This is a genomic window from Variovorax sp. FW301-JW7 (assembly GCF_058788795.1).
This window is the reverse complement of record NZ_JBYTBC010000024.1, coordinates 11,282-37,749: the sequence shown is the minus strand read 5'-3', so window position 1 is coordinate 37,749 and position 26,468 is coordinate 11,282. Positions and strand designations below refer to the sequence as shown.

Sequence of the window (26,468 nt, the reverse complement as noted above, 5' to 3'; positions counted from 1 at the left end):
TACTACATCGACTACCGCAACCTGCGCCCGAAGTTCGTCGAGACCTTCCTGGCCAAGCTGGCCAACTGGGACTTCGCTGCGAAGAACTTCGGCTGAAGCCGGACCCGGCGCTCGCCATGAAAAAAGCCGACCTGCGGGTCGGCTTTTTTACGGGCGCTGATTTCAGCGTTTGGCGGCGGAGAACAGCTCTCCGCCGAGCTTGGCGCCCTTCTTGATGTTCTTCTTGGCGAACCAGCCCTGGTTCATTTCGAGCACGTAGCGCACCGGCTCCTCGGAGCAATGCGAGTTCTCGGTCATCGGTTGCATGTCGACCAGATTGACGATGCGGCCGTCGTCGGCCACGAAGGCGGCGGTCAACGGCAGCAGCGTGTTGCGCATCCAGAAGCATTGCGTGGCCGGTTGCTCGAACACGAAGATCATGCCTTCGGCCTGCGGCATCGTCTTGCGGAACATCAGGCCGATCTCGCGTTCGCGGGGCGATTGCGCTACCTGCGCATCGATCTTGTAGAGGCCGACCGACAACTGCGTGCGTGCCAGATCGGTTTGGGGTTGCGGTTGGAGTTGCTGCTGCGCGTGGGCCGGCGCCAGGAAGGACGCGGACACCAGAAGCAGCGCGGCGAGACGCTGAAACATCGGATGACTCTTTCGGGGGCGGGACGCATGAGGGTCGGCCCGTGACCAATAAAAATGCCCGCTGAAGCGGGCATTGCCGGGAGCTTGAAAGCTTACACCTTCTTGGCGGCGGCGTGGGCCTTGGAGACGTGGCGCACCTTGTGCTTCTTGACCGTGTGCTTGGCCTTGGCCTTGTGGACGGCGGGAGCGGCCGGCGCTGCAGGAGCGGGTTCGGCGGCTTGGGCGAATGCACCGGCTGCGAAGAGGCCGGCGACCAGGGCTGCGATCAGCTTGTTCATGAGAAATCCTTTGAGATTGTTGATTTGGATCACCTCCCTGCGGAAGGTCTCCATTCAACGGGCCTCCGAGACCCCGGTTGACAGTGACTGAACAAAACTTCAAACGAAAAAAAGCGCTCCGTAGAGCGCTTTTTTTGGGGGGCAGACCGGCTTACTTGGCGCCGGGCATGTCAGGCGTGCCGCCTTGGGTGGCCTTGCGCTTCACGCTGCCGTCCTTGTTGCGACGACGATCGTCGCGGGTCTTGGCGCGCTTTTCGCCAGCAACGCCAGCCTTGTCAGCGCCGAATGCGCCGCCTTCGGGCGTCTTGGTGATGTCGCCAGCAGCGGGAGCCACTTGGCCAGCGGGCTTGGCTTCCTTCTTGGCTTCAGCGCGAGCTTGCGGCTTGCTGTTGGTCGCGTTGCCTTGTTCGGGCGTGGTGCCGGCCGGGTTCTGGGCGTACGCGCCAGCGGCGAACAGGCCAGCGATCATGACTGCGAGAAGTTTGCTCATTGATGATTCCTCTATCGAGAATTGGTTGGAAACGCCTCCCGGCGAGCAGAAGGTCAGCCAGTAACGGGCGCTATCGCCCTACGGTTGACAATTACTCGCTGATGGGTTGCGTCTAAAATGTACAGCGATTTGTTAGCGCGCTGTACAGCGATTCTCCCTCGCTGTCTGTATTCGCAGACAGTCGTTCGAATTACGTCACTCCCGGAGTCAAGCCCCCTCATGTCCAGCTATCAGCACATCAAAGTCCCGACCGAAGGCCAGAAGATCACGGTCAACGCTGACAATTCGCTCAATGTGCCCGATCAGCCCATCATTCCGTTCATCGAAGGCGACGGCACCGGGCTGGACATCACGCCGGTGATGCTCAAGGTGGTGGACGCTGCCGTGGCCAAGGCCTACGGCGGCAAGAAGAAGATCCACTGGATGGAGGTCTACGCGGGCGAGAAATCGACCAAGGTCTACGGCCCCGATGTCTGGCTCCCCGAGGAAACCCTGCACGCGGTGCGTGACTATGTGGTGTCCATCAAGGGCCCGCTGACCACGCCCGTCGGCGGCGGCATCCGCTCGCTGAACGTGGCACTGCGCCAGGAGCTCGACCTGTACGTCTGCCTGCGACCCATCCAGTATTTCGAGGGCGTCCCCAGCCCGGTGCGCGAGCCGCACAAGACCAACATGGTCATCTTCCGCGAGAACTCGGAGGACATCTACGCCGGCATCGAGTTCGAAGCCGAGAGCGACAAGGCCAAGAAGCTCATCAAGTTCCTGCAGGACGAGATGGGCGTCAAGAAGATCCGCTTCCCGAACACCTCGGGCATCGGCGTCAAGCCCGTCTCGCGCGAAGGCACCGAGCGCTTGGTGCGCAAGGCCTTCCAGTACGCCATCGACAACGACAAGCCGAGCGTGACCCTGGTCCACAAGGGCAACATCATGAAGTTCACCGAAGGTGGCTTCCGTGATTGGGGCTACAACCTGGCTGCCAAGGAGTTCGGCGCCGAGCTGATCGACGGCGGTCCTTGGATGAAGTTCAAGAACCCCCGGACGGGCAAGGAAATCACCGTCAAGGACAGCATCGCCGACGCGTTCCTGCAGCAGATCCTGCTGCGTCCCGCCGAGTACAGCGTGATTGCCACGCTGAACCTCAACGGCGACTACGTGTCCGACGCGCTGGCCGCACAGGTCGGCGGGATCGGCATCGCCCCGGGCGCGAACCTGAGCGACACCGTTGCCATGTTCGAAGCCACTCACGGCACGGCGCCCAAGTACGCCGGCAAGGACTATGTGAACCCGGGTTCCGAAATCCTGTCCGCCGAAATGATGCTGCGTCACATGGGCTGGACCGAAGCAGCTGACCTGATCATCAGCTCGATGGAAAAGTCGATCGCCAGCAAGAAGGTCACCTACGACTTCGCGCGCCTGATGGACGGCGCGACGCAAGTGAGCTGTTCTGGTTTTGGTCAGGTCATGATCGACAATATGTAATTGCAATCGCAGACGTTGAGAAACGTCAGATGCCGATCAAGCCCTCGAGCTTCCGAAAGGACTCGAGGGTTTTTTCTTGCCTGCGACGGCTTCGATATCGTTATTGAATTACTCCCTTTGTATTCCGAACGTAAGGAGCGACGGGCAAACATCACAGATCAATGGGCTCCATCGTTCGTTTAACCATTGGTAGAAACTGTGCTGTGTTTGCCCTGCAGCGAGCCGCCAGAATCGCGCCCATTCCAAGAAGCATAGGGGGCGCGAAGTGGGGGAAAAGAACGCAGAAATCTGCTCGACGACATCGAGCGTTGCAGATGATTCGGTCGAGCAAGGCGTGCACACCGCACGACAGATCGCGCAATGACGATCTCTCGGCGCGCGCTGTTCGGCAAGCTCAATGTCACCTTGTTTCGCGGCATCGAGTCCGCCACCGCATTTGCCAAGCTGCGTGGCAATCCGTACGTTGAGCTGACACACTGGATTCACCAGCTCTGGCAGCTCAACGACAGCGATCTGCATCGGATCTGCCGGCACTACCAGATCGACTCGCAAGCCATCGAGAGAGACTTTGCATCGGCGTTGTCTAGCCTGCCATCCGGTGCAACGTCACTGACCGATTTTTCCAGCCACATCGAAGCTGCCATCGAGCGCGCGTGGGTGCTGTCCAGCCTCGAGTTCGGCGCGCACTGCGTGCGCGGTGCCTGGCTGCTTGCCGCGCTGCTTCAGACGCCGGAACTGCGGCGCGTGCTTCTTGGCATCTCGCCTGCATTCCAGCGCATCCCTGCGGATCAATTGACGGAGGCCGTCAGCGCAATCGTGACTGACTCTCCCGAAGCGCAGGAAGGACCACACGACGGCTCCGGTCTGCCGTCGGCGCTGCCTGGCGAGGCCAGCGGGGCGCTCGCGGATGCGACGTCGGACGGCAAGTCGGCATTGCGACGCTACTGCACGGATTTGACGGAGCGCGCATCTCAAGGGCAAATCGACCCCGTCATAGGGCGCGGACACGAGATCCGCACGATGGTTGACATTCTGCTTCGCCGTCGTCAAAACAATCCCTTGCTCACGGGCGATGCGGGCGTCGGCAAGACGGCGGTTGTCGAAGGGTTGGCACTGGCCATCGCCCAAGGCGAAGTTCCTCCCGATCTGCAGAACTGCCGACTCTGGAGTCTCGATGTCGGAGCGCTGCTGGCCGGCGCGAGCATGCGGGGAGAATTCGAGTCGCGCCTCAAGGCATTGCTGGAAGAGGCGGGCAAGTCGGTGCAGCCCGTCATCCTCTTCATTGATGAGGTGCACACCTTGGTTGGCGCGGGAGGACAGTCGGGAACCGGCGATGCCGCCAACTTGCTCAAGCCTGCGCTGGCACGAGGAACGTTGCGCACGATCGGTGCCACCACCTGGAGCGAATACAAGCGCCACATCGAGAAGGACCCCGCACTGACGCGGCGCTTTCAGACGCTTCAGGTCGCAGAGCCCGACGAAGTTTCCGCGATCGAGATGGTACGCGGCCTTGTCGCCACCTTTGCCGAGCACCACGGTGTGCTCGTGCTCGATGAAGCTGTGCGTGCCGCTGTGACCCTGTCACATCGCTATATCCCGGCACGTCAGCTGCCTGACAAGGCCATCAGTCTGCTGGACACTGCATGCGCGCGTGTCGCCATGTCGCTTCATGCGCCGCCGCCTGAAGTCGAGCAATGGCGGCACCGCATCACAGCGCTTGAGGTCGAACTTGAGCTGCTTGTCCAAGAGGGCGTTGTCGTTCACGGCAGCGAGGAAAGAGTGCTGCGCCTTGATGCCGCCAGAACGCAACTCGACGCCGCGCGGCACACGTTGTCCCAGCACGAGGCGCGATGGCAAGAAGAGCTTGCACTGGTTCGCACGATTCATGGATTGAGAACAAAGAAGAGGGAGGAGGCGGGAGGGCCGAGCTGCGCCGAGGGGAATGCACCCTCGGCGCAGCTGGTGACCCTGGAGCGAGAGCTTGTCGCACACGAGAAGGAGCTGCCTCTGATTTTTCCCCAGGTCGATGAGGCCGTGGTTGCGAGCATCGTGGCCGACTGGACGGGAATTCCCGTGGGGCGAATGGTGACGGACGAAGTTGCGGCCGTCGTCGCACTTCAATCCAGGCTGGAGGCCCGCGTGATCGGCCAAGCACGCCAGCCGGTGAGGGCCTGGATACACGCGACGACATCCTGCGTGGCATTCGCAAGGCCCGCCGATGGTTCGAGAACCACGAACCGAGCAGTCCTGTCGCCGTGTTGCTCAAGCAGGCCGAACGCATGACCGGCTTGCGGTTCTCCCAGGTGGCCGATGCCATTCCATTCGACTTGCTGCGCAAATGGGATGCCGACGAGGAGGCTTCGCTGTGACGCTGATCCAGGCCAATTTCCTTGTCGTCTGCTTCGCGGTCGGCGCCGCGGGCGCCTTGCTGGGCCTCTGGGCGTTCTCGCACAGGCTTGGCAGGCAAATCGACGCGCAGCGCCGTGCCTGGGATGCGGAGCGCGAACAGACGCGGCAGGCGATCCGCGCCGAGTTGGCGCTGCTCGGGCAGCAACAGGCCATGCACCAGGAAGCGCAACGCTTGGCGCTGGCGCACTGGCAGGCAGAGCAGGACGCGCGACGGCTGGTCGAATGGCGGGCGTTGTCGCCAGCGCCCCCTACCTTGCCGGGCAGAAGAGGAGGGCCGGTTGTGTCGCCCGCTGCACCTTCACCCCCGCAGCGGCCGAGAGCATCGCCACCAGCACCCGTCTTGCATGAGGATTCGGAGCCGCAAACCGCACCGGTTCCGCTCGCGCTGCCCGCCGCTGTTCACCGGGAGGCAGAGCCGGCACCCGAGCGCGAACTCACCGATGAAGAAATCGACGCCTTGCCGCCCGATCTACCCGTCGCGACCCGGGTGCCGGGCCGGAAGTTGCCGGCCCCCAAAGGCCCCGTTCTGCGCAATCTTTAAAAAAGACCGGCAATCTGCCGGTTTTTTTACGTCTGTCTTCGTGCTGTCGTACACGACGCACGCCTCTTGATTTGTCGAATAGGCGTCACCAAGTCTGTTGGCGTCGGCACGGTGCTTGCACGCTCTATAGAATCTTTTTCATGGCAACGAGAATTCCCAAAACTCCCAACACCCCGCCGGCGCAGAAACCGGCGGGCGACGACGGAGATTCGGTCGTTCTGGAGCGCCGCCCGCAAAAAACGGCACCGCCCCAGATGTACCAGGTCGTCATGCTGAACGATGACTACACGCCGATGGAGTTCGTGATCGTCGTCCTGCAGGAATATTTCAGCAAGGACCGAGAAACGGCGACCCAGATCATGCTCAAGATCCACCTCGATGGCCGGGGTATTTGTGGGGTTTATTCCCGCGACATGGCGGCCACCAAGGTCAACCAGGTGATGGAGGCCGCGCAGCAGGCAGGGCACCCGCTGCAATGTGTCAGCGAACCGGTGGCGTGAACCAGTTGAATTGCATGCGCTCCAACCCATCTGAGAACTTATTTACAGCAAGGCAAAAGGAAATCACATGATTGCCCAGGAACTGGAAGTCAGCTTGCACATGGCCTTCGTCGAGGCCCGGCAGCAACGCCACGAGTTCATCACCGTGGAACATCTGCTGTTCGCTTTGCTGGACAACCCGAGCGCCGCGGAAGTTCTGCGCGCCTGCTCGGCGAACGTCGACGACCTGCGGGCGTCGCTCACCAACTTCATCAAGGACAACACGCCGCAAGTGGCGGGTACCGACGATGTAGACACCCAGCCCACCCTGGGTTTCCAGCGCGTGATCCAGCGCGCCATCATGCATGTGCAGTCCACCGGCAACGGCAAGAAGGAAGTCACCGGCGCCAACGTGCTGGTCGCGATCTTCGGTGAGAAGGACTCGCACGCCGTGTACTACCTGCACCAGCAGGGCGTCACGCGCCTGGACGTGGTCAACTTCATTGCCCACGGCATCAAGAAGAGCGATCCGCCGGAAGCCGTCAAGGGCAGCGGCGAAGCGCCTCAAGGTGAAGGCGAGGAGGGCGGTGGCGAACGCAACGAGAAGGCCTCGCCCCTCGAGCAGTTCACGCAAAACCTCAACCAGATGGCCAAGGACGGCAAGATCGATCCGCTGATCGGCCGCGAGTACGAGGTCGAGCGCGTCATCCAGATCCTGTGCCGCCGGCGCAAGAACAACCCGCTGCTGGTGGGTGAGGCTGGCGTGGGCAAGACGGCGATTGCCGAGGGCCTTGCATGGCGCATCACCCAGGGCGACGTGCCGGAAATCCTGGCCGAATCGCAAGTGTTCTCGCTCGACATGGGCGCGCTGCTGGCGGGCACCAAGTACCGCGGTGACTTCGAACAGCGCCTGAAGGGCGTGATCAAGTCGCTCAAGGACAAGCCGAACGCCATTCTGTTCATCGACGAAATCCACACCCTGATCGGTGCGGGCGCAGCCTCGGGCGGCACGCTCGACGCGTCGAACCTGCTCAAGCCGGCGCTCTCCAGCGGCCAGCTCAAGTGCATCGGCGCGACCACCTTCACGGAATACCGCGGCATCTTCGAGAAGGACGCGGCCCTGTCGCGTCGTTTCCAGAAGGTCGACGTGGTCGAGCCGTCGGTGCAGGAAACCGTCGACATCCTGAAGGGCCTGAAGTCGCGCTTCGAGGAACACCATGGCGTGAAGTACGCCGTGGCAGCCCTGCAGGCCGCGGCCGAGCTCAGCGCCAAGTACATCAATGACCGTCACCTGCCCGACAAGGCGATCGACGTCATCGACGAAGCCGGCGCCGCCCAGCGCATCCTGCCGCCGAGCAAGCGCAAGAAGACCATCAGCAAGACCGAGGTCGAGGAAATCGTCGCGAAGATCGCGCGCATTCCCCCGGCCAACGTCAGCAACGACGACCGCAGCAAGCTGCAGACGATCGAGCGCGACCTCAAGAGCGTGGTGTTCGGCCAGGACAAGGCACTCGAAGTGCTGGCCTCCGCGGTCAAGATGGCACGTTCGGGCCTGGGCAAGGGCGACAAGCCGATCGGCTCGTTCCTGTTCTCCGGCCCCACGGGCGTCGGCAAGACCGAAGCGGCCAAGCAACTGGCCTACATCATGGGCATCGAGCTGATCCGCTTCGACATGTCGGAGTACATGGAGCGTCACGCGGTGAGCCGCCTGATCGGCGCGCCTCCGGGCTACGTCGGTTTCGACCAGGGCGGTCTGCTGACCGAGGCTGTCACGAAGAAGCCGCACGCGGTGCTGCTGCTCGACGAAATCGAGAAGGCGCACCCGGACATCTTCAATGTGCTGCTGCAGGTCATGGACCACGGCACGCTGACGGACAACAACGGGCGCAAGGCCGACTTCCGCAACGTCATCATCATCATGACGACGAACGCGGGTGCCGAGACCATGAATAAGGCGACCATCGGCTTCACGAACGCGCGGCAGGCCGGCGACGAAATGGGCGACATCAAGCGCCTGTTCACGCCCGAATTCCGCAACCGCCTGGACGCCATCGTCAACTTCAAGGCACTCGACGAACAGGTCATCCTGCGTGTGGTCGACAAGTTCCTGCTGCAACTGGAAACCCAGCTCAGCGAGAAGAAGGTCGAGGTCACCTTCACCGACAAGCTGCGCAAGCACCTGGCAAAGAAGGGCTTCGATCCGCTGATGGGCGCACGTCCGATGCAGCGCCTGATCCAGGACACGATCCGTCGTGCACTGGCCGACGAGCTGCTGTTCGGTCGCCTGACCGATGGCGGTCGCCTCGAAGTCGACCTCGACGAGAAGGACGAAGTGCTGCTCGACATCCAGCCGATCCCGAAGAAGGAAGGCAAGTCGAAGCCCGAAGCGGAGGAAGCAGCCACGGGCTGATCCCGCCTCTCTGAGGAACGAAGTCAAAGGCCGGTAGCATTCGCTGCTGGCCTTTTTCTTTGGGCCGGCCGAAAACACTCCGCCTTCAACCGCTTTTGCCTTGATCCTCCCCGAACTCAGCCACGAATGGAAAACCGGCCTCTCCCTGGCGTGGAGCGGCTATATCGCCGTGCTGTCGATCTGGATCGTGATGCAAAAGCGCGCGCCGGTGTCCACCATGAGCTGGATCCTGTCGCTGGCGCTGCTGCCATTCGCGGGTTTCATCGTCTATTACTTCCTGGGACCGCAGCGGCTGCGCAAGCAGCGGCTCAAGCGCCTGCGCAACCGTGCGAACGCGCATGCGCAGGCTGACCTGGCGCGGCTGCGCGATGCCTCGCAGCACGCGCCGCCGGCGCTGCAGCAGATGGCCCGGCTGGGCACGGCCGCCTGCGGCCTGCCGGTGTCGAGCGCCACGGGCGTCGAGCTGCTGTCGGGCGGCGCGCGCACTTTTGATGCGATCTTCGAAGCCGTGCGCGCGGCGCGCGACCACATCCACCTCGAGTACTACATCTTCGAGCCTGACCAGATCGGCACCGCCTTGCGCGACCTGCTGATCGAGCGTGCGCAGGCCGGCGTGCGGGTGCGCCTGCTGCTCGACGCGCTCGGCTCCAAGCGCATCGGCCGCAAGTTCATGGCGCCGATGCACGCGGCGGGCGTGGAGGTGGCGCTGTTTCACGACACCAAGATCGGCCGGCGCCTGCGCCCCGTGACCAACTACCGCACCCACCGCAAGATCGTGGTGTGCGATGGCCGCGTGGGCTTCACGGGCGGCGTGAACATCACCGACGAGGAAGACAAGCGCACCAACCCCAAGGATGCGTACCACGACGTGCATGTGCGCATCGAAGGCAGCGCCGTGCGCTGGCTGCAGACCACCTTCCTGGAGGACTGGAGCTACGCCACCGGCGAAAAGCAGCACCGCTCCGACGCCGTCCTGGACGCGCTGTTGCCCCAGGTGGAAGCAGGCGACATCCCGGTGCAGATCGTCACCAGCGGCCCCGACAACGCCTTCGAGGCCATCCACCGCATGCACGTCGAGGCCATCCATTCGGCCACGCGCCGGGCCTGGCTCACCACGCCGTACTTCGTGCCGGGCGAGCCCGCGCTGATGGCGCTGACCAGCGCGGCGCTGCGCGGTGTCGACGTGCGGCTGCTCGTGCCGCGCCGCAGCGACTCGGCCATCGTGAGCGCCGCCGCGCGTTCGTACTTCGACGAGCTGATCGCCGCGGGCGTCAAGATCTGGGAGTACAAGGAGCGCATGCTGCACTCCAAGACGCTGGTGGTCGACGACCATTGCGCGATGATCGGCACCGCCAATTTCGACAACCGCAGCTTCCGGCTCAACTTCGAGGTCTGCGCCGTGGTCTACGGGCCCGCGCTGACCCAGCCGCTGGCGGCGCAGTTCGAAACCGACCTGCACAGCTCCGGCGCCGTGCGCGCCCACCGCCCGCAGACTTTCTGGCGCCGCCTCGGCGATGCCATTGCGCGACTGTTTTCTCCCTTGCTCTGAATGAACCACACCTTTCTCTGGCACGACTACGAAACCTTCGGCGCCGTGCCGCGCCGCGACCGTCCCTCGCAGTTCGCGGCCATCCGCACCGACGCCGAGCTCAACGAGGTCGGCGAGCCGCTGATGATCTACTGCAAGCCCGCGCCGGACTACCTGCCCAGCCCCGAGGCCTGCCTGATCACCGGCATCACACCGCAGGTCTGCCTGGAGCGCGGCATTCCCGAGCACGAGTTCGCGGCCCACATCGAGCAGGCCTTCTCGCAGCCCGGCACCATCGGCGTGGGCTACAACACCATCCGCTTCGACGACGAAGTCACGCGCTTCCTGTTCTGGCGCAACCTCATCGACCCCTATGCGCGCGAATGGCAGAACGACTGCGGCCGCTGGGACCTGCTCGATGTGGTGCGCCTCACGTATGCGCTGCGCCCCGACGGCATCGAGTGGCCGAAGAAGGAAGACGGCAAGCCCAGCTTCAAGCTCGAAGACCTGGCACGCGCCAACGGCCTGCTGCACGAGTCGGCGCACGATGCGCTGTCCGACGTGCGCGCCACCATCGCGCTGGCCCGGCTCATCCGCGACAAGCAGCCCAAGCTGTTCGACTTCGCCTTCAGCCTGCACAAGAAGGACCGCGTGGCGATCGAGCTCGGCCTGCCCGCGATGCGCGAGACCGCCAAGCCCTTCCTGCACGCGTCGGGCATGTTCCCGGTCGAGCGCGGCTGCCTGGCCGTGATGTGGCCGCTGGCCAGCCACCCGACCAACAAGAACGAGCTGCTGGCCTGGGATCTGTCGCAAGACCCGAGCGAACTGCGCGACCTCGACGCCGAGACGCTGCGCCTGCGCTTGTTCACGCGCACCGCCGACCTGCCCGAGGGCATGACGCGGCTGCCGATGAAGAGCGTGCACCTGAACAAATCGCCGATGGTGGTCGGCAACCTGCGCACGCTGGCGCCGGCCATGGCCGAGCGCTGGGGCGTCGACATGGACACCGCCATGCGCCACGCCGCCATCGCGCGCGACCTGCCCGACATGAGCGCGATCTGGTCGCAGGTTTTTTCCCGCCCGAAGGAGGCGACGCCCGATGTCGATGAAGACCTCTACGGCGGCTTTGTCGGCAACGGCGACCGCCGGCGCCTGAACCAGCTGCGCGGGCTGTCGCCCGAGGGGCTCGCCAAGGAGCGCGTGGCTTTCGACGACGGGCGGCTCGAAGAAATCCTCTTCCGCTACCGCGCGCGCAACTGGCCCGAGTCGCTGAACGAGGAAGAAGCCGAGCGCTGGGAAGCACTGCGCGTGGCGCGCCTGTTCAAGGGCGAGGGCGGGGCGCGCACCATCGAGGCGCTGTTCAGTGAAGTCGATGCGCTGTCCGAGAACGCTGACGAGCGCGGCGAGGAAATCCTGGGCGCGCTGTACGAGTACGCCGAGTCGATCGCGCCCGAGGCCTGAACCAAGACCGAGGGGCCTGCATGAGCAACGTCGCACGCCACAGGCTGTCTCGCGCAGGCATGGCAGGCGCGCTGGCCGCTGCGGTGCTTGCAGGTTGCGCCGCAGGGCCGTCCGGCCATTGCGCCGCGGGCTTCGAAGTCTTCGAGCGCGACACCCTCTATTTCGGCCGCGCCATCCCCACGGGCGGCCAGGTGTCCGACGCCGACTGGGCCGACTTTCTCGAGACCCGCGTGACGCCGGCCTTTCCGCAAGGCTTCACCGTGATCGACGCCGCCGGCCAGTGGCGCGGCGCGTCGGGGCAGGTGGTGCGCGAGCCTTCGAAGCTGGTCGTGCTGCTGCACCCGCGCGACGCCAAGGCCGACGCGGCCATCGCCACCTTGATCGACACCTACCGCCAGCGCTTCGCGCAAGAGGCGGTGTTGCAGGAAAGGCAGTCCGTCTGTGCCCGTTTCTGAAGCCGTTCCCAGCGTTCGCCGCCTGGTTCCCACCGATGCGCCGGCCTACCGTGCGCTGATGCTCGAAGCCTACGCGCGGCACCCCGAAGCCTTCACCTCCACGGTCGACGAGCGCGCCAGCCTGCCGCCGACGTGGTGGGAGACGCGCCTGCGCACGGACGCCGATGCCGCCGAGGTGGTGTACGGCGCCTTCGATGCCACCGGCGCGCTGATCGGCGCGGCGGGGCTGGGTCGCGAATCGCGGCAGCGCACGCGCCACAAGGCGAGCTTGTTCGGCATGGTGGTGGCGGAATCGGCACGGCGCGCGGGCACCGGGCGACAACTCGTGCGGTCCTTGCTCGCGCATGCACGTGCGCTCGATGGCGTGCGCGTGGTGCAGCTGACGGTGACCGAAGGCAACCGCCCGGCGCAGGCGCTGTACGAACGCTGCGGCTTCCAGGTCTTCGGCGTCGAACCGATGGCCACCGTGCTCGATGGCGTGTTCTCGTCGAAGGTCCACATGTGGTGCGACCTCGAGGCCGCACCGCCTGCGGCTTAGGCGTCGCGCTCGCGCACCATCAGCAGCGCGGGCCCGTCGGGCGTGACCACCTCACCCAGCGCACGGAAGCCGGCCTTGGCATAGCTGCGGATCGCTCGGGTGTTGCGCGGCGACGGATCGGTCTGCACGCGCGTCACGGCGGGGTCGGCGAACAGCTGGTCCGTGAAGGCGCGCACCATCGCGCTGCCGAGCCCGCGATTCAACTGGTCGGCCTGGGCCAGGAACTGGTCGATGCCGCGCGCGCCCGGGTCGCGCTCGTCTTCCCACCAGCCGTCGCTCGAACCCATCACGACGTACGACTGGATGAAGCCCAGTGGCTGCCCGTCGCGCAGCGAGATGTAGCCACGGTCGGGCGAGTCGGGCGCCAGCATCGGCGTGAAGTCGGCCTCGACCTCGGCGAGCGTCGGCACGGGCGTCCACCATTCGGCCACGTGCGGGCGGCACAGCCACTCGTGAAGCATCGCGAAATCCGTGGATTGCAGGGGCCGGAACGAGATCGAATGCATGGCGGGCGCTCTAGCGGGAGATCCGGTCCACGATGTCCTGCGCCAGCGAGGCGATGGTCAGCGGCGCGCAGCCTTCGGCGTTGTTGCTCACGGTGACGAAGGCGTTCTGCCCGGCGCCCGTGGTGCCGGCGATCACCTTGGCCAGCGCGGCGCGGGTTTCGGGGTCGGGGTCGAGCACCTTGTCGAAGGGGCCGTAGAGCTTCTCGGCGTCTTCGTAGCCGAAGCGGCCGTGGCGGCGGTGCAGGTTCCATCGGCACACCAGCGGCCCGGGCCACAGGGCGCGCAGCATCGGCAGCTGGTCCTCGATGGGCGGCATCTTCGCGTGCAGGCCCATGCAGAAGGTCGCGCCCACGCTGCGCAGCATGTCGGCGAAGGCGGGGCACAGCAGCTGCGGGTCGCGCACCTCGACGGCGAGCACGGCATCGGGCGCGGTCGGTTTCAGGTCGGGCATCGCCGCCAGCATCGCGCCGATGCGTGCGATCAGCGCGGGCTGGTCGGCCAGCAGGTGCGCGGGAATCGGGCTCAGCTGGAACACCAGCGCGCCGATGCGGTGGCCCAGTCCGTCGAGCGCCGGCTGCACGAACTCCTGCAGCGCGATCTCGTGGCTCAGGAACACCGGGTTGGCCTGCGTGCCGCGACCGCTTTCGTCGCGCACGGTGGCGTCGGTGACCAGGCTCGGGGCCTTCACGACGAAGCGGAAGTCGTCCGGCACCATGGCCGCGTAGCGCGCGTACTGGCTGGCGGTGAGGGCGCGGTAGAAGTTGCGGTCCAGGCTCACGGTGCGCAGCAGCGGGTGCTGCGCAAGCGCCGACAGGCCGTTCTTCGAGAGCACGGTTTCGGCATAGTCGCCGTCCCAGACCAGGCCGGCCCAGCCCGGGTAGCTCCACGACGAGGTGCCCAGGCGCAGTTTCGGCGGCAACTCGGCGGCGAGGGCGACCAGCGCCGCGTCGGGTGGCACCGGCTTCACGGTGGCACCGCGCGATTTCTTCGGCGAAGGCGCCGGCGCGTCGGCCGCTTCGGCCGGGCGCGGAAGTTCGGGGAGGTCGGAAAAGAGGGAGTCCTGCACGTCAGCCATGTCTGGGTCGGCATTTTCGGCCAAGCGGGGAGGCCTGTCGGCGCCGGGCACAATCCGCGCCATGACACAGTGGTTGCGTACGCGGGGTGGTTGGTGGCTGGCGTGGGTGGTGCTCACGGCCGCCGGGGCCGTGTGGTTCGCGCGCGCCGAGCTGACCCAACTCCAGCAGGATTTCGAGACCGATGCGCGCATCGCGCACCGGCTCATGAGCCAGCAGGTGGTGCAGTACGACGCGGTGCTGGCCACGCTCGCGCTGCTGGAGCCCAACGCCGGCGCCGACTACCCGGAGCGGCGCCTGCCGTCGGTGTACTCGTCGATCCTGCGCGTGCAGCGGCGCGCGGCCGACGAGCCCTGGCCCGATGCCGAACACGCCGACGCGCTGGCCGCCGCCGAGGCTCGCTCGCGCGCCGAACGCCGCGCCGACCTGGCCGTGCTCGACCTGGCGCATGGCCGCTACCAGCTCGTGATCGGCTCCGAACCGCTCAGCTACGCGCTCGAGATCGACCTCGTCGGCTCGGTGCCCTGGCGCGACTGGCCGATGAATCCGCAGCGCAGCCCCGTGCGCCTGGTCTTGCAGCGCGACGGCCAGCAGCTGGTACTGCAACCCGGCCAGTCGGCCGAACATGGCTGGCGCTACAGCCTGAGCAAGGCGCTCGCATCGCCGAGCCAGCCTTTCGAGCTGGTGGCCGAGCGCCAGGTCGGCTGGGCCGAGCTGCCGTGGCGCACCATCGGCGGCTGGGCGGTGGCGATGGCGCTGCTGCTGGCGGGCCTGTGGGCCGCGCAGCGCCAGCGCATCGCGCGGCGCCGCGCCGAAGAGCTGCTGCGCCTGGGCCAGGTGGCGCGCCTCAATGCGCTGGGCGAGCTGTCGGCCGGGCTGGCGCACGAACTCAACCAGCCGCTCACGGCCGTGCTGGCCAACGCCCAGGCCGCGCGCCGCCTGCTCGACGACGACCCGCCCGACCTCGCCACCGCGCGCGATGCGATGGGGCAGGCCGTCGAGCAGGCCCGCCGTGCCTCCGGTGTGGTCGGCCGCCTGCGTCGCGTGATCGAGCGCCCCGAGGCCGGCGGCGACGTGAAACCGCTGGTGCTGCAGGAAGTGGTGCGCAGCGCCATGCACCTGCTGGCGCCCGAGTTCGCGCGCCACGGCGTGGCGGCCCAGTTCGACGCCAGCGCGCAGGCGCCGGTGCGCGTGCAGGCCGAGGCCGTGGCACTGGAGCAGATCGTGCACAACCTGCTGATGAACGCGATGCAGGCGCTGGACCTCGTGCCCGCCGCCGAGCGGCGCCTCGTGGTCTCGGTCGGGCGCAACGGCGAGGAGGGCGTGCTGACCGTCACCGACAACGGCCGCGGCATCGCGCCCGAGGCGTTGCCGCGCCTGTTCGAACCCTTCTTCAGCACGCGCGAAGGCGGCCTGGGCCTCGGCCTGAGCCTGAGCGAAACGCTGGCCAGCGGCATGGGCGGCAGCCTGAGCGCTGCCAATGCCTCGCCGCGCGGTGCGCGCTTCACCTTGCTGCTGCCGCTGGTGGCACCTTCGACATGACCACGTTGACCGCCGACCAGCCGCAATCGCCCCTGATCCACCTGATTGACGACGACCAGGCCGTGCGCGACAGCCTGTCGCTGCTGATCGGCACCGTCGGCCTGCGCGTGCAGGGCTGGGCCGATCCGCAGGCCTTCATCGACGGCTTCGACCGCGCGAGCGTTGGCGCCATCGTGCTGGACGTGCGCATGCCCGGCATCAGCGGCCTCACGGTGCTCGACCGGCTGGTGGCGCAGGGCGTCGACCAGCCCGTGATCATGCTGACCGGCCACGGCACGGTCGAGATGTGCCGCCGCGCCTTCAAGGCCGGCGCGGCCGAGTTCCTGGAGAAGCCGGTGGACGACGAGCAACTGCTCGAAGCCCTGCAGCAGGCCGTGCGCCAGCACGTGCGCACACGCGAGCGCTCGCAGGCCGACAACGCCGCGCGCGAGCGGGTGGCGCAGCTGTCGGAGCGCGAGCGCGAGGTGCTGGCCTTCATCGTGCAGGGGCTCACCAACAAGGAGATCGCGCGCGTGCTGGCGCTGTCGCCGCGCACCGTCGAAACCCACCGTGCCAACCTGTTCGCCAAGCTCGACTGCGACTCGCTGGCGCAGCTGATCCGGCGCTACGCCGTGCTGGCGTCGGATGCGGGAGAAGAGGGCGCTCCGTAGTTCTACGGAGTGCCGGGCGTAGCCGTACGAATGGTTGCAGCGGACCGTATTTTTTACAGTGACACCGTGGTCGGCACAGGCCGGCACGAACCCTCTCATCACTGGAGAAAAACACCATGCAATCGATCATCCGCGTTGGCGGCCTCGCCGTTCTGCTCGCTGCTTCCGTCGCCCAGGCCCAGACGCCGGCCCCCGCTGTTCGCACCGAGAAGAACATCTCGCTCGCGCTGGCCAACCAGATCGCCGCAGAAACCGTGGCCGCCTGCGCCGCCAACGGCTACAACGTGGCCGCCACCGTGGTCGACCGCGCCGGCACCGTGCGCGCCGTGCAGCGCGCCGACAACGCCGGCCCGCACACGCTGTCGTCGAGCGAACGCAAGGCCTGGACCTCGGCTTCGGCCAAGAGCCCCACGCAAGCCATGATGGAAGGCGCCCAGAAGAACCCCGGCGCCGCCAACCTCGTGTACCTGCCGGGCTTCCTGCTGCTGGGCGGCGGCGTGCCGATCAAGTCGGGCAACGAAGTGATCGGCGCCGTGGGCGTGGGCGGTGCGCCCGGCGGCCACCTCGACGAGCAGTGCGCCAACGCCGCGCTCGAGAAGGTCAAGGGCCAGCTCTGATGACGGCGCGCGGTCTCTGGTCGGCGGTGCTCGCCGCCGCGATCGGCTGGAGCGCCGCGCCCGGCGCGGCGGCCCAGGTGCCGCCGCTGGCCGCCGAAGTGCTGGCCTACGAAGGCCTGCACCGTGCCGCCTGGCACGGCGACCTGCCCAAGCTCAAGAGCCTGATCGCCTCCGGCGCCAGCCTCGATGTGCGCGACGCACGCGGCCGCACGCCGCTGCAGGTCGCCACCTACGCGCGACAGCGCGACGCCGTGACGCTTCTCGCCAAGGCGGGCGCGAACATCGACCTGCTCGAGGACGACCGCTACGACGCCGTCACCATCGCGGCCGTGGCCGACGACGTGACCACGCTCACGCTGCTGCTGCAACTGGGCGCCAAGCCCGGGCAGGTCACCAGCCGCTACGACGGCACCGCATTGATTGCCGCTGCGCACCTGGGGCACGACGAGGTCGTGCGTCGGCTGGTCGCGGCCGGTGCGCCGCTGGACCACGTGAACAACCTGCACTGGACGGCGGTGATCGAATCGATCGTGCTCGGCGATGGCGGCGCCCGTCACCAGCGCACGCTGGCCGCGCTGATCGCCGGCGGCGCCAACCTGCAACTGGCCGACCGCCAGGGCCTCACGCCGTTGCAGCTCGCAAAGGCGCGCGGCTACACGGCGATGGTGAAGCAGCTCGAAGCAGCACGCGCCAAGTAGCCTGTCGCACCGAAGTCCGGGGCGACTCGGGGACAATCGGACCTCCCCACGAGGAATCCGCCCCATGTACATGCCTCCGCAGTTCAACGCCAAGGACCCGGCCGTCGCGCTGGGCCTCATGCGCGACCACCCCTTTGCCAACCTGATCTCGAACGACGACGATGGCTTGCCCTTCGTCACGCACCTGCCCATCGTGGCCGAGCCGCGCGAGGGCGATGCGCTGGTGCTGCTCGGCCACTGCGCCAAGCCCAACCCGCACTGGCGCTACCTGCAGGCGCGGCCACGCGCGGTGGTGGTGTTCCAGGGACCGCACGCCTACCTGTCGCCCTCGGTTTATCCCGATCTGGCGCGGGTGCCGACGTGGAACTACCTTGCGGTCCATTGCACCGTCGAAGCCCGGCTCGTCGAAACGCCCGAGGCCAAGGACGCGCTGCTCAAGAAACTCATCGGCGACCACGAGCCGGCGTATGCCCAGCAGTGGAAAGACCTCGGCGAGGAGTTCCAGCACAAGATGCTGGCCGGCATCATGGGCTTCGAGCTGCACGTGACGGCGCTGCAATGCAAGATCAAGCTCAACCAGCACCGGCCCGAATCGCATGCGGCGATGCGCGAGCTCTACCGCGCCGGCTCGGCCGACGAGCAGGCGCTGGCCGTGTGGATGGACCGGCTCGGCATGGCCGTCGCACCGGAGGCACGCTGAGATGCGGATGTTCGGTTTGATCGGTCTCGTGCTCGCGCTGGTCGTCGTCGGCCTGCTGGCGAAGCAGCAGCTTTCCCGCACCGCCATTGCCAAACAACCGGCCGCGCCCGGCGTGTCGGCCCCTGCGGCTGTCGATGCGCGCACGCAGGCGCAGCAGGTCCAGCAACAGGTCAAGGACGCCCTCGACGCTGCGGCCCAGGCCCGCAAGATGCCCGATGACAACTGAGCCGGCCGCATCGACATCGGACGCGCACTGGATGGCGCTCGCGCTGCAGGAAGCGCAGCGCGCAGCCGACGCGGGCGAGGTGCCGGTGGGCGCGGTGCTGGTGAAGGACGGCCGGGTCATCGCGACCGGCCGCAACACGCCCGTGGCGCAGCACGACCCGAGCGCGCACGCCGAGATCAACGCACTGCGCGCCGGCGCCGCCGCGCTCGGCAACTACCGGCTCGACGGCTGCGAGCTGTTCGTCACGCTTGAACCTTGCGCGATGTGCGCGGGCGCCATGCTGCATTCGCGGCTGGCGCGCGTGGTGTTCGGCGCCGCAGACCCCAAGACCGGCGCCGCGGGCTCGGTGCTCGATCTGTTCGCCGAGCCGAAGCTGAACCATCACACGCGCGTGCAGGGCGGCGTGCTGGCCGACGACTGCAGCGCGGTGCTGCAGCGCTTCTTCCAGCAGCGCCGCAGCGTCGCGCGCGCGCAGGCAGAGCCGCTGCGCGACGATGCCTTGCGCACGCCCACCGAACGCTTTGCGGCGCTCGTCGATTTCGACTTCGCGCCGCATCACGCCCAGGACTTGCTGGTCCTGCAGGGCTGGCGCCTGCATTGGGTCGACGAGACCGGTCCGATCGGCAGCGACGGCCGCGTGGCCGATTGCCTGTGCCTGCATGGCCCAGGCGAATGGGGCTACTTCTTCCGCCACCTCGTCGGCAGGCCCGGCCTGCGCACGCTGGTGCCCGACCTCATCGGCTTCGGCAAGAGCGACAAGCCCAAGCGCGAAGCCACGCACCGGCTCGAATGGCACCGCGACGTGCTGCTGGCGTGGCTCGATCAGGCCCATCAAGAACCGCTCGTGCTGGTGCACAGCGAGGCAGGCAGCGAACTGGCCGCGCTGCTGCAAGCGGCGGCACCGGGCCGCTTCAGCGCGACGCTCGCTGCACCCGACAGTGGCGTGCGCGCCAAGGACGCCTGGCGCGCGCCGTTCCCCGACCGCGGCTACGAAGCTGCGCTGCGCGCGCTCGGCCCCCGGGCTGCATCGGGCGGTCCAACGGTGGCGCAGGCCGCCCCCCTGGCCCGGCAGATCCGGGACGCAATGGGATACTCGACGACGTGACGTCCAAACATATCTACATCTATTCCCCCTCCAGTGCCATCCGTGACAAGGCCGCCTTCCGGCGCGGCGTGGCGCGGCTGAAGGCCCTGGGCCATGAAGTCGAAGTCGATGAAGCCGCGCTCTTGGCGCACCAGCGTTTCGCGGGTGACGACGCCACGCGGCTCGCCGCCATCTCGCGCGCAGCCGCGAGCGGCGCCGACGTGGCGTTGATCGCGCGCGGCGGCTACGGCCTCACGCGCATCCTCGACGCGCTGCCGTACAAGGCACTGGCCAAGGCGATCGACAAGGGCACCGAGTTCGTCGGCTGCAGCGACTTCACGGCGCTGCAGAACGCGCTGCTGGCCAAGAACGGCGCTGTCACCTGGTCGGGCCCTGCGGTCGGCGAAGACTTCGGCGCCGAAGGCGGTGCCGACGACATCATGGAAGCCTGCTTCGACGACCTGTTGAGCGGGCAGGGCGAGGGCACCGGCTGGCGCATGCCGGTGCGCGACGCCGAGCTCAAGGTCAAGCCGGTCGAAGACTCCGTGCTCTGGGGCGGCAACCTCTGCGTGCTGACCAGCCTGCTGGGCACGCCGTACTTCCCGGTGGTCGACAAGGGCGTGCTGTTCATCGAAGACACCAACGAACACCCGTACCGCGTCGAACGCATGCTCGACCAGCTGAAGCTCGCGGGCGTGCTGGCGCGCCAGAAGGCCGTCGTGTTCGGCCAGTTCACGGGCGTGCGCAACATTGCCGGCTACGACCGCGGCTTCGGCATGAACACGGTGATCGACCGGCTGCGCGCCAGCCTGAAGAAGGTGCAGGTCATTGCCGGCCTGCCGTTCGGGCACGTGCAGACCAAGGTGCTGCTGCCGGTGGGTGCGAAGGTGGCGCTGGCCGCCGAGGGGCGCGACGTGTTCCTGGTGTGGGGCCATCGGCATGGCCACCATGACCATGCTCACCACGGTCACGACCATCACGGCCACGACCATTGAGCCAGCACGCAGGCGGCCACCGGTGCCGCTGCGATGCCGGCCGATCAGGACATCACTGGTTGGTGAAACGCTGATGGACGCGCGGGCCCATCGAGCCGGGCAGGCCGCCCTTGAACATGCTGTTGATGTCTTTCATCTGGCGCCGCGCGGCCGATTCGCCGTCGATGGCGCTGAGCGCAACCATCACGTCCTGACGCAGATACCAGAGGGTCTCGACATCGCCGGCGAAGCGCACGCGTTGGCTGATGCGCTGGATCGATTGGCCGCCGCGTCCTTGAAGCACCGACAGCATCGCCATGCGAATGCGGCCAAGCTGACTTTCCGCAACCTGCCGCGATCCCAGGCTGGGTACGTTCAGGAGCTGAAAAAGGCGGCGAAAGAGCAGCATGTCACGAAAAGCGTATTGCCGGGAGCTGGGACGGTCGCTACCTTAAGCCTCAGTTCGCCGAGACACAAGATGTGAAACACCGTTTCTTGTTTGCAAACAACATGCTTTAGCGGTCTCTTTTGTTGTCATTTGAATTTTGAGCGCAAAAGTATTAAAAAACTTTGGCATTCATCTGCACGATGCGCCAAGCTGGCCCGGTCGATGCAGCGTCAACAAGAAGCTTTTGCGGATCGTTCCTTGCATGTGATGGCGCATGTCAGGGAAACTTCTCGCAGGAGCGGCGAAAGGTCCAGAGCAACATAACCAGCGCTTGCTGCCACAAGAAAAAACAGTATGGGTGTCAATTCCACAGTCGTTTTCGCGGACTTGACCGGGAGTACCAGGGTCTTCGAGGCCATGGGGAATGCACGTGCCACCGAGACCGTCACGCGGCTGACCCAATGGATCGGGCGTGTGTGCGAGGCCCACGGCGGCCGGGTCGTGAAGTCGTTGGGCGATGGCGTGTTCGCCATCTTCACGAGCGGCGCTGCCGCCACGCACGCGGTGATCGAGCTGCAGCGCTACCACCAGAAGCGCCTGGCCGGCTGGCCCGTGCCGCTGCGCATGGCGCTGCAGATCGGTGTGGCCAGCGGTGACGTGGTCGAGGTCGAGGGCGACTGCTTTGGCGACGCCGTCAACCTGGCTTCGCGCCTGAGCGACCTGGCCGGCCCCGGCCAGATCTGGGTCACCGAGACGGTGATCATGCAATTGCACGAAGGTGCCGTGCAGCACCGCGACCTCGGGCCCATCAGCATCCGCGGGCGCAGCGAGATGTCGATCGTCCACCGCATCGACTGGCAGGAGGACCTCACCAGCTTCCTCACCGTGCCGGCCGCGCTGCTGCCGGCGCGGCTGCCACCCGATTCCACCTTCGGCCACATCGAGCTCGCGTGGCTCGATGTGCGCTCGATGTTCCGCATCGACCAGTTGCCCATTCACCTGGGCCGCGTGGGCGACGCGCAGTTCGTGGTCAACGACCCGCGCGTGTCGCGGCTGCATGCGCGCATCGAGGTGCGGCAGGGCAGTTGCGTGCTGATCGACGTCAGCACCTACGGCACCTGGGTGCGCTTCCATGGCAACGGCGGGCCGAGCAACGAGATCGCCCTGCGGCGCGACGAGTGCGTGCTGCACGGCCGCGGCGAGATCGGCCTGGGCGCGCCGCTGAGCGACTTCAGCGCGCCGACCATCGCCTTCAACACGACCGGCGACGACGTGATGCTGTCGCGCCGCGCGATCGTCGACTGAGAATTCCGTTCACGTTTGGCAACCAGCTGGTGCGCTTCGAGGTGCACCACGCGGGGACGTGTGGCGTTGCAGGACCACGCCGGCGCCGTTCGCGCCAGGCCTGGAGCCACCATGCATTCCCCAAGTGATTCTTCCGTTTTCAGATGGGCCGCACTGGCCGCGATCGCGGCCGGCGCGCTGCTCGCCACGGGCGCCGCCAGCGCGCGCACGAACTGGTCGGTGCAGATCGGCACGCCCGGTGCGGTCTATGCGCCGCCGTACTACGTGCCGCCGCCCGTCTATGCGTACCCGGCCCCGATCTACTACGAGCCCCCACCGCCGCGGGCCTACTACCGCCCGCCGCCGCCCGTGTACTACCGGCCGGCCCCGATCTACGTCCCGCCGCGCGGGCGCCTCTACTACGGCCCCGGCTATCCCTACCGTGCGCCGAACGACGACGACGAGGATGACGACCGCGATTGACCCACCACCCACAAGCGTGCGGGCATGCCAATTCTTGGCGTGAATGCTGACGAAAACGTCACATTCAGTCACATTTGTAAGGTCAAAGAATTCATTTCATGCCCGGAAGACTGTTTCGGTCTGGGGCATGACACTTGCCTTGCATCGTTCAACCGGCGCGGAGGGCGTCGAAGGAGCGACAAAAAATGCAGACCAGCGTTCGGCCTTTCACCGATGTCGACGCCGCCATTGCGGCGGTGGAGGCCCTGGACGGTGAACTCCGGAAGTTCGAACTGGCCGTGGGGGACAACCTCCAGGACAGCATCGGCCTGCAGATGGCGCAGATCACCGACCGCGCGCTCGCACGCGGCTGGGAACCCAGCGGCTTCATCCAGAAGGAAGGTTTTCGCCTCTACCGCTACCGCGCGATGCGCTGAAAGGCAGGGGGGCTTGCTCAGCTCGGCGCGAGGATGCGCTCGAGCGCCCCGATGTCGATGGGCTTTTGCAGGTGGTGGTCGAACAGCACCTCGCCCGGCGCCGCATTCGCCGCGTCCCGTTCCGAAAAACCCGAGATCGCCACCAGCAGCCGCGGCGTGCCTTCGGCGGCTGTGGCACGCATCCGGCGCGCCACCTCGGTGCCCGGAAAGTCGGGCAGGGTGAGGTCGATCAGCGCCGCATCGAAGCGCTCGCCGGCCGCGGCGTCCAGCGCCTGTTGCGCCGTGTAGGTGCAGCGGGCGGTGTGGTCCTGCAGCGTCAGCAGCTCCCGCAGCAGGTCGGCTGCGGCCTCGTTGTCGTCGACGATCAGCACATTCACGGTTGTTTTCTCTCGGCATCCATTGATTGCGATCCCGCAGTATCGACGCAGCGCCTACGGGAAACCGTAACAGGGGCCTCGTTTGTTACTTCTCGGCGTCCGGCGCGGCAGCGGGCGTCTGCAGCGGCAGCTCGACGAAAAAGCGCGCGCCATGGCCCGGCGTGCTCTCCACGCCGATGCGCCCCGCATGCAGGCTCACGATCTTGTGCGTGATGTACAGGCCCAGGCCCAGGCCGGCCGCGTGCTTGCGGCTGACGTCGGTGCGCTCGAACTGCTCGAAGATGCGTTGGTGGTCTTCAGGCGAAATGCCGATGCCCTGGTCGCGCACGCTGACCACGGCGTTGTCACCGTCCAGTCGCACCGCCATCTCGACCGGCTTGCCGCCGCCGTAGCGCAGCGCGTTGGTCAGGAGGTTGGTCAGCACCTGTTCGATGCGGAACTCGTCCCACACGCCGCGCAGCGCGGGGGGCGCGTCCAGGCTGATGGTGCAGCCCGCGGCCTCGGCCTGGTGGCGCAGGTTGTCGACCACGGCGCGGGCCAGCTCGGCCAGGTCGACCGGCTTGGTCTGGATCGATAGCGCGTCGCGCCGCAGCCGCGTCACGTCGAGCATGTCGTCGATGAGCCGCACCATGTTGCGGATCTGCCGCTGGTCGCGCTCGATCATCAGGGGCAGCTTCTCGGGCGAGAAGGTGTCGAGCTTGCCCTTGGACAGGTGCAGCTGCCGCAGCTGCGCTTCGAGGTAGAGCGTGTTCAGCGGCGTGCGCAGCTCGTGCGACACCATCGACATGAAGTCGTCGCGCATGCGCACCGCGCGCTCCAGCTCGCGCTGCGTGTGCTGCAGCTGCTGCACCAGTTCTTCCTGCTTGCGGTGCGCGGCGGCCAGCGATTCCATTTCGTGGCGCAGCGCCTTGCGGTGCTGGTGCAGGTCGACGAACACGCTCACCTTGCTGACCACCGCATGCGGGTCGAGCGGCTTGTGCAGGAAGTCGACCGCGCCGCTTTCGTAGCCCTGGAAGGCGTAGTTCATCTCGCGCCCGGCGGCGCTCACGAAGATGATCGGGATGTGCCGCGTGCGCTCGGTGCCGCGCATCAGCTCGGCCAGCTCGAAGCCGTTCATGCCGGGCATCTGCACGTCGACGATGGCGAGCGCGAATTCGTGCTCCAGCAGCAGCGCCAGCGCGGCCTCGGCCGAACCGGCGCGGTACACCAGCCGCCCGGGCGCGCGAATCAGCGCCTCGAGCGCCAGCAGGTTCTCGGGCAGGTCGTCGACGATCAGCAGCTTGCTTTCGACCTCAATGGGCATGGGCGGGCTCCAGTAGCTGCAGCAGGATGCGCAGGTCGCGCAGCCGAAGCACGTGGTCGGGGGTGTGGCGCGCAATGGCGGCGAGGGGCATGGTGGGAACCAGGGCTTCTTTCGGGTCTTGCACGGCGGTGAGTCCGCCGGCGCGGTGGATGCGCAGCAGGCCTTCGGCGCCGTCTTCGTTGGCGCCGGTCATGAGAAAACCGGCCACCGACGACCCGTAGGCATCGGCGGCGGAGGCCATGAGCACATCGATGGACGGGCGCGAGAACAGCACGGGCGGCTCGCAGCTCAATGAAAAGCGGCGCCCGCGCTCGATCGACAGGTGGTAGCCCGGCGGCGCGAAGTACAGGCAGCCGTCCACCAGCGGCATCTTGTCGAGCGCCTCGTGCACGGGAATCGGCAGTCGCTGCGCGAAGATCTCGGCCAGGTGGCTCTCGTGTGATTCGGGCAGGTGCAGCACCACAGCCATCGGAATGCGCCAGTTGGCCGGCAGGCCGTCGAGCACGGCACTGAGCGCGTCGATGCCGCCCGCCGAGGCGCCGAGCACCACGGCCTCGACGCGGCGAACCGGAAACGGACGGTGCTGCGTGCCGGCGCGCTTCATGCGACCTTGCGGTAGATGCGCTCGGCGCGCGCGTGGGCGTCGAAGCGGTCGGCGTAGCCCGAGAAGTCGATGCTCTCCTTCGAGCCCAGGCCGAGAAAACCGCGATGCGACAGCGACTCGTGGAACAGCCCGAGCGCGCGGTCCTGCAGCTGGCGGTTGAAGTAGATCAGCACGTTGCGGCACGACACCAGCTGCGTCTCGGCGAACACGCTGTCGGTGGCCAGGCTGTGGTCGGCAAAGATCACGTCGGCGCACAGCGAAGGGTCGAAGCGCGCGGCCTCGTAGGCGGCCGTGTAGTAGTCGGAGAACGCGCTCAGGCCGCCCGCGCGCTGGTAGTTGGTCGTGTAGCCCCGGATGGCCTCGAGCGGAAAGATGCCCTGGCGCGCCTTCTCGAGCGAGGCCGGGTTGATGTCGGTGGCGTAGATCTGCGTGCGCTCGAGCAGGCCTTCTTCGCGCAGCAGGATGGCCAGCGAGAACACCTCTTCGCCCGTGCTGCAGCCCGCCACCCACACCTTGACCGACGGGTAGGTGTGCAGGATCGGCACCACGTGCCGGCGCAGCGCCAGGAAGTAGGCCGGGTCGCGGAACATCTCGCTCACGGGAATGGTCAGGAACTGCAGCAACTGGCCGAACAGCGCCGCGTCGCGCAGCACGCGGTCCTGCAGCGCCGAGATGCTCGGCAGCTCGAGCTGCTCCAGCGCATACAGCACGCGGCGCTTCTGCGAGGCCGTGGTGTAGTTGCGGAAGTCGTAGCTGTACTTGAGGTAGATGGCCTCCATCAGCAGGCGCAGCTCGATCTCGGTGTCGCTCAGCGGCTGGGGCTGCATGGGGGCGGTGGCCGG

The 26,468-nt window shown here is 66.8% G+C and carries 30 protein-coding genes and 1 pseudogene; 21 read left to right on the top strand and 10 right to left on the bottom strand.

All coding sequences use genetic code 11. The features are described 5' to 3' along the window. The coding region (locus AC3WQM_RS31390; RefSeq protein WP_321165240.1) for a Fe-Mn family superoxide dismutase at positions 1 to 96 on the top strand (96 nt) is incomplete at its 5' end. 66 nt (positions 97 to 162) lie between these two features. Here the strand turns inward: AC3WQM_RS31390 and AC3WQM_RS31385 are convergent. The 3 genes from AC3WQM_RS31385 to AC3WQM_RS31375 form a co-directional block, all read right to left on the bottom strand. Continuing rightward, a complete protein-coding gene (locus AC3WQM_RS31385; protein WP_492683781.1) occupies positions 163 to 633 on the bottom strand; it encodes a DUF192 domain-containing protein in 471 nt (156 codons plus the stop codon). 92 nt (positions 634 to 725) lie between these two features. Then, positions 726 to 911, bottom strand: a complete 186-nt coding sequence (locus tag AC3WQM_RS31380) for a hypothetical protein (RefSeq protein WP_062471496.1) — start codon at positions 909 to 911, stop codon at positions 726 to 728. A gap of 151 nt (positions 912 to 1,062) precedes the next feature. Beyond that, the gene (locus AC3WQM_RS31375; protein WP_492683780.1) at positions 1,063 to 1,380 is read right to left on the bottom strand and encodes a cell envelope biogenesis protein TolA; all 318 of its coding nucleotides are present in this window, start codon (positions 1,378 to 1,380) and stop codon (positions 1,063 to 1,065) included. Positions 1,381 to 1,620: 240 nt separating this feature from the next. Here AC3WQM_RS31375 and icd point away from each other — a divergent pair, with 240 nt between their 5' ends. From icd to AC3WQM_RS31330, 9 genes and pseudogenes are all read left to right on the top strand, one after another. Next, positions 1,621 to 2,880 carry an NADP-dependent isocitrate dehydrogenase gene (icd, locus tag AC3WQM_RS31370; protein ID WP_492683779.1) on the top strand — a complete coding sequence of 420 codons (1,260 nt, stop codon included), beginning with the start codon at positions 1,621 to 1,623 and terminating at the stop codon, positions 2,878 to 2,880. 360 nt (positions 2,881 to 3,240) lie between these two features. After that, positions 3,241 to 5,031, top strand: a pseudogene (locus tag AC3WQM_RS31365) (AAA family ATPase); the annotation flags it as partial. 214 nt (positions 5,032 to 5,245) lie between these two features. Continuing rightward, the gene (locus AC3WQM_RS31360; RefSeq protein WP_492683778.1) at positions 5,246 to 5,830 is read left to right on the top strand and encodes a hypothetical protein; all 585 of its coding nucleotides are present in this window, start codon (positions 5,246 to 5,248) and stop codon (positions 5,828 to 5,830) included. 140 nt (positions 5,831 to 5,970) lie between these two features. Beyond that, positions 5,971 to 6,330: an ATP-dependent Clp protease adapter ClpS gene (gene clpS / locus AC3WQM_RS31355; protein WP_489056870.1), complete on the top strand. Its 360-nt coding sequence runs from the start codon at positions 5,971 to 5,973 to the stop codon at positions 6,328 to 6,330. 67 nt (positions 6,331 to 6,397) lie between these two features. After that, entirely contained in the window at positions 6,398 to 8,719 is a 2,322-nt protein-coding gene (gene clpA, locus AC3WQM_RS31350; RefSeq protein WP_492683777.1) for an ATP-dependent Clp protease ATP-binding subunit ClpA, read from the top strand. Positions 8,720 to 8,819: 100 nt separating this feature from the next. Continuing rightward, positions 8,820 to 10,268: a cardiolipin synthase gene (gene cls / locus AC3WQM_RS31345; RefSeq protein WP_492683776.1), complete on the top strand. Its 1,449-nt coding sequence runs from the start codon at positions 8,820 to 8,822 to the stop codon at positions 10,266 to 10,268. Then, complete coding sequence (gene sbcB, locus AC3WQM_RS31340) at positions 10,269 to 11,708, top strand: exodeoxyribonuclease I (protein WP_492683775.1); 1,440 nt, start codon at positions 10,269 to 10,271, stop codon at positions 11,706 to 11,708. It abuts the gene before it with no gap. Between the two features lie 20 nt (positions 11,709 to 11,728). Beyond that, complete coding sequence (locus tag AC3WQM_RS31335) at positions 11,729 to 12,163, top strand: DUF3574 domain-containing protein (RefSeq protein WP_492683774.1); 435 nt, start codon at positions 11,729 to 11,731, stop codon at positions 12,161 to 12,163. Then, complete coding sequence (locus tag AC3WQM_RS31330) at positions 12,150 to 12,701, top strand: GNAT family N-acetyltransferase (protein WP_492683773.1); 552 nt, start codon at positions 12,150 to 12,152, stop codon at positions 12,699 to 12,701. Before AC3WQM_RS31335 ends, AC3WQM_RS31330 begins: the two co-directional genes overlap by 14 nt. Here the strand turns inward: AC3WQM_RS31330 and AC3WQM_RS31325 are convergent. After that, positions 12,698 to 13,207, bottom strand: coding sequence for a GNAT family N-acetyltransferase (locus tag AC3WQM_RS31325; RefSeq protein ID WP_492683772.1), 510 nt, complete (start codon positions 13,205 to 13,207; stop codon positions 12,698 to 12,700). The two genes, AC3WQM_RS31330 and AC3WQM_RS31325, sit on opposite strands and share 4 nt — an antisense overlap. A 10-nt stretch (positions 13,208 to 13,217) precedes the next feature. Further along, the gene (locus tag AC3WQM_RS31320) at positions 13,218 to 14,282 is read right to left on the bottom strand and encodes a DUF72 domain-containing protein (protein ID WP_492683771.1); all 1,065 of its coding nucleotides are present in this window, start codon (positions 14,280 to 14,282) and stop codon (positions 13,218 to 13,220) included. A 61-nt stretch (positions 14,283 to 14,343) separates the two neighbouring features. Here AC3WQM_RS31320 and AC3WQM_RS31315 point away from each other — a divergent pair, with 61 nt between their 5' ends. The 8 genes from AC3WQM_RS31315 to AC3WQM_RS31280 all read left to right on the top strand — a co-directional run bounded on the left by AC3WQM_RS31315 (position 14,344) and on the right by AC3WQM_RS31280 (position 20,792). Then, complete coding sequence (locus tag AC3WQM_RS31315; RefSeq protein WP_492683770.1) at positions 14,344 to 15,822, top strand: sensor histidine kinase; 1,479 nt, start codon at positions 14,344 to 14,346, stop codon at positions 15,820 to 15,822. After that, on the top strand, positions 15,819 to 16,472 hold the full coding sequence (locus AC3WQM_RS31310; RefSeq protein ID WP_492683769.1) for a response regulator transcription factor: 654 nt from the start codon (positions 15,819 to 15,821) through the stop codon (positions 16,470 to 16,472). Before AC3WQM_RS31315 ends, AC3WQM_RS31310 begins: the two co-directional genes overlap by 4 nt. Positions 16,473 to 16,588: 116 nt before the next feature. Further along, complete coding sequence (locus AC3WQM_RS31305; protein ID WP_056581174.1) at positions 16,589 to 17,089, top strand: GlcG/HbpS family heme-binding protein; 501 nt, start codon at positions 16,589 to 16,591, stop codon at positions 17,087 to 17,089. Continuing rightward, the gene (locus AC3WQM_RS31300; RefSeq protein WP_159271891.1) at positions 17,089 to 17,787 is read left to right on the top strand and encodes an ankyrin repeat domain-containing protein; all 699 of its coding nucleotides are present in this window, start codon (positions 17,089 to 17,091) and stop codon (positions 17,785 to 17,787) included. The genes AC3WQM_RS31305 and AC3WQM_RS31300 overlap by 1 nt, the downstream gene beginning before the upstream one ends. Before the next feature lie 64 nt (positions 17,788 to 17,851). Beyond that, positions 17,852 to 18,487, top strand: a complete 636-nt coding sequence (locus AC3WQM_RS31295; protein WP_492683768.1) for an FMN-binding negative transcriptional regulator — start codon at positions 17,852 to 17,854, stop codon at positions 18,485 to 18,487. Position 18,488: 1 nt separating this feature from the next. Beyond that, on the top strand, positions 18,489 to 18,713 hold the full coding sequence (locus tag AC3WQM_RS31290; protein ID WP_492683767.1) for a hypothetical protein: 225 nt from the start codon (positions 18,489 to 18,491) through the stop codon (positions 18,711 to 18,713). After that, positions 18,703 to 19,818, top strand: coding sequence for a tRNA adenosine(34) deaminase TadA (gene tadA / locus AC3WQM_RS31285; RefSeq protein ID WP_492683766.1), 1,116 nt, complete (start codon positions 18,703 to 18,705; stop codon positions 19,816 to 19,818). The genes AC3WQM_RS31290 and tadA overlap by 11 nt, the downstream gene beginning before the upstream one ends. After that, positions 19,815 to 20,792 carry an LD-carboxypeptidase gene (locus AC3WQM_RS31280; RefSeq protein WP_492683765.1) on the top strand — a complete coding sequence of 326 codons (978 nt, stop codon included), beginning with the start codon at positions 19,815 to 19,817 and terminating at the stop codon, positions 20,790 to 20,792. Before tadA ends, AC3WQM_RS31280 begins: the two co-directional genes overlap by 4 nt. 52 nt (positions 20,793 to 20,844) lie before the next feature. On the opposite strand, the gene AC3WQM_RS31275 is transcribed toward AC3WQM_RS31280, so the two are convergent. Next, complete coding sequence (locus tag AC3WQM_RS31275) at positions 20,845 to 21,180, bottom strand: hypothetical protein (protein ID WP_492683764.1); 336 nt, start codon at positions 21,178 to 21,180, stop codon at positions 20,845 to 20,847. 333 nt (positions 21,181 to 21,513) lie between these two features. Between AC3WQM_RS31275 and AC3WQM_RS31270 the strand changes: the two genes are divergently transcribed. The 3 genes from AC3WQM_RS31270 to AC3WQM_RS31260 all read left to right on the top strand — a co-directional run bounded on the left by AC3WQM_RS31270 (position 21,514) and on the right by AC3WQM_RS31260 (position 23,342). Further along, complete coding sequence (locus AC3WQM_RS31270; RefSeq protein WP_489056859.1) at positions 21,514 to 22,464, top strand: adenylate/guanylate cyclase domain-containing protein; 951 nt, start codon at positions 21,514 to 21,516, stop codon at positions 22,462 to 22,464. A gap of 111 nt (positions 22,465 to 22,575) precedes the next feature. Beyond that, positions 22,576 to 22,926, top strand: a complete 351-nt coding sequence (locus tag AC3WQM_RS31265) for a hypothetical protein (protein WP_489056858.1) — start codon at positions 22,576 to 22,578, stop codon at positions 22,924 to 22,926. Between the two features lie 185 nt (positions 22,927 to 23,111). Continuing rightward, on the top strand, positions 23,112 to 23,342 hold the full coding sequence (locus AC3WQM_RS31260) for a hypothetical protein (protein WP_492683763.1): 231 nt from the start codon (positions 23,112 to 23,114) through the stop codon (positions 23,340 to 23,342). Between the two features lie 17 nt (positions 23,343 to 23,359). Here AC3WQM_RS31260 and AC3WQM_RS31255 read toward each other — a convergent pair whose 3' ends face one another. From AC3WQM_RS31255 to AC3WQM_RS31240, 4 genes are all read right to left on the bottom strand, one after another. Then, a complete protein-coding gene (locus AC3WQM_RS31255; RefSeq protein WP_492683762.1) occupies positions 23,360 to 23,719 on the bottom strand; it encodes a response regulator in 360 nt (119 codons plus the stop codon). Between the two features lie 85 nt (positions 23,720 to 23,804). Continuing rightward, positions 23,805 to 25,022, bottom strand: a complete 1,218-nt coding sequence (locus AC3WQM_RS31250) for a hybrid sensor histidine kinase/response regulator (RefSeq protein WP_492683761.1) — start codon at positions 25,020 to 25,022, stop codon at positions 23,805 to 23,807. After that, positions 25,012 to 25,626: a chemotaxis protein CheB gene (locus tag AC3WQM_RS31245; protein ID WP_492683760.1), complete on the bottom strand. Its 615-nt coding sequence runs from the start codon at positions 25,624 to 25,626 to the stop codon at positions 25,012 to 25,014. The genes AC3WQM_RS31250 and AC3WQM_RS31245 overlap by 11 nt, the downstream gene beginning before the upstream one ends. Further along, complete coding sequence (locus tag AC3WQM_RS31240) at positions 25,623 to 26,453, bottom strand: CheR family methyltransferase (RefSeq protein ID WP_492683782.1); 831 nt, start codon at positions 26,451 to 26,453, stop codon at positions 25,623 to 25,625. Before AC3WQM_RS31240 ends, AC3WQM_RS31245 begins: the two co-directional genes overlap by 4 nt. Between the last annotated feature and the right edge of the window lie 15 nt (positions 26,454 to 26,468).

What these genes read in the sequence shown, in the direction of transcription:
- AC3WQM_RS31295 (WP_492683768.1), top strand. Translation starts at nt 17,852, where the DNA reads ATGTACATGCCTCCGCAGTTCAACGCCAAGGACCCGGCCGTCGCGCTG.
- clpS (WP_489056870.1), top strand. Translation starts at nt 5,971, where the DNA reads ATGGCAACGAGAATTCCCAAAACTCCCAACACCCCGCCGGCGCAGAAA.
- sbcB (WP_492683775.1), top strand. Translation starts at nt 10,269, where the DNA reads ATGAACCACACCTTTCTCTGGCACGACTACGAAACCTTCGGCGCCGTG.
- AC3WQM_RS31250 (WP_492683761.1), bottom strand. Translation starts at nt 25,022, where the DNA reads ATGCCCATTGAGGTCGAAAGCAAGCTGCTGATCGTCGACGACCTGCCC.
- AC3WQM_RS31260 (WP_492683763.1), top strand. Translation starts at nt 23,112, where the DNA reads ATGCAGACCAGCGTTCGGCCTTTCACCGATGTCGACGCCGCCATTGCG.
- AC3WQM_RS31300 (WP_159271891.1), top strand. Translation starts at nt 17,089, where the DNA reads ATGACGGCGCGCGGTCTCTGGTCGGCGGTGCTCGCCGCCGCGATCGGC.
- AC3WQM_RS31245 (WP_492683760.1), bottom strand. Translation starts at nt 25,626, where the DNA reads ATGAAGCGCGCCGGCACGCAGCACCGTCCGTTTCCGGTTCGCCGCGTC.
- AC3WQM_RS31305 (WP_056581174.1), top strand. Translation starts at nt 16,589, where the DNA reads ATGCAATCGATCATCCGCGTTGGCGGCCTCGCCGTTCTGCTCGCTGCT.
- AC3WQM_RS31385 (WP_492683781.1), bottom strand. Translation starts at nt 633, where the DNA reads ATGTTTCAGCGTCTCGCCGCGCTGCTTCTGGTGTCCGCGTCCTTCCTG.
- icd (WP_492683779.1), top strand. Translation starts at nt 1,621, where the DNA reads ATGTCCAGCTATCAGCACATCAAAGTCCCGACCGAAGGCCAGAAGATC.
- AC3WQM_RS31335 (WP_492683774.1), top strand. Translation starts at nt 11,729, where the DNA reads ATGAGCAACGTCGCACGCCACAGGCTGTCTCGCGCAGGCATGGCAGGC.
- AC3WQM_RS31240 (WP_492683782.1), bottom strand. Translation starts at nt 26,453, where the DNA reads ATGCAGCCCCAGCCGCTGAGCGACACCGAGATCGAGCTGCGCCTGCTG.
- tadA (WP_492683766.1), top strand. Translation starts at nt 18,703, where the DNA reads ATGACAACTGAGCCGGCCGCATCGACATCGGACGCGCACTGGATGGCG.
- AC3WQM_RS31320 (WP_492683771.1), bottom strand. Translation starts at nt 14,282, where the DNA reads ATGGCTGACGTGCAGGACTCCCTCTTTTCCGACCTCCCCGAACTTCCG.
- AC3WQM_RS31290 (WP_492683767.1), top strand. Translation starts at nt 18,489, where the DNA reads ATGCGGATGTTCGGTTTGATCGGTCTCGTGCTCGCGCTGGTCGTCGTC.
- AC3WQM_RS31310 (WP_492683769.1), top strand. Translation starts at nt 15,819, where the DNA reads ATGACCACGTTGACCGCCGACCAGCCGCAATCGCCCCTGATCCACCTG.
- AC3WQM_RS31375 (WP_492683780.1), bottom strand. Translation starts at nt 1,380, where the DNA reads ATGATCGCTGGCCTGTTCGCCGCTGGCGCGTACGCCCAGAACCCGGCC.
- AC3WQM_RS31315 (WP_492683770.1), top strand. Translation starts at nt 14,344, where the DNA reads ATGACACAGTGGTTGCGTACGCGGGGTGGTTGGTGGCTGGCGTGGGTG.
- AC3WQM_RS31270 (WP_489056859.1), top strand. Translation starts at nt 21,514, where the DNA reads ATGGGTGTCAATTCCACAGTCGTTTTCGCGGACTTGACCGGGAGTACC.
- AC3WQM_RS31380 (WP_062471496.1), bottom strand. Translation starts at nt 911, where the DNA reads ATGAACAAGCTGATCGCAGCCCTGGTCGCCGGCCTCTTCGCAGCCGGT.
- AC3WQM_RS31275 (WP_492683764.1), bottom strand. Translation starts at nt 21,180, where the DNA reads ATGCTGCTCTTTCGCCGCCTTTTTCAGCTCCTGAACGTACCCAGCCTG.
- clpA (WP_492683777.1), top strand. Translation starts at nt 6,398, where the DNA reads ATGATTGCCCAGGAACTGGAAGTCAGCTTGCACATGGCCTTCGTCGAG.
- AC3WQM_RS31265 (WP_489056858.1), top strand. Translation starts at nt 22,576, where the DNA reads ATGCATTCCCCAAGTGATTCTTCCGTTTTCAGATGGGCCGCACTGGCC.
- AC3WQM_RS31325 (WP_492683772.1), bottom strand. Translation starts at nt 13,207, where the DNA reads ATGCATTCGATCTCGTTCCGGCCCCTGCAATCCACGGATTTCGCGATG.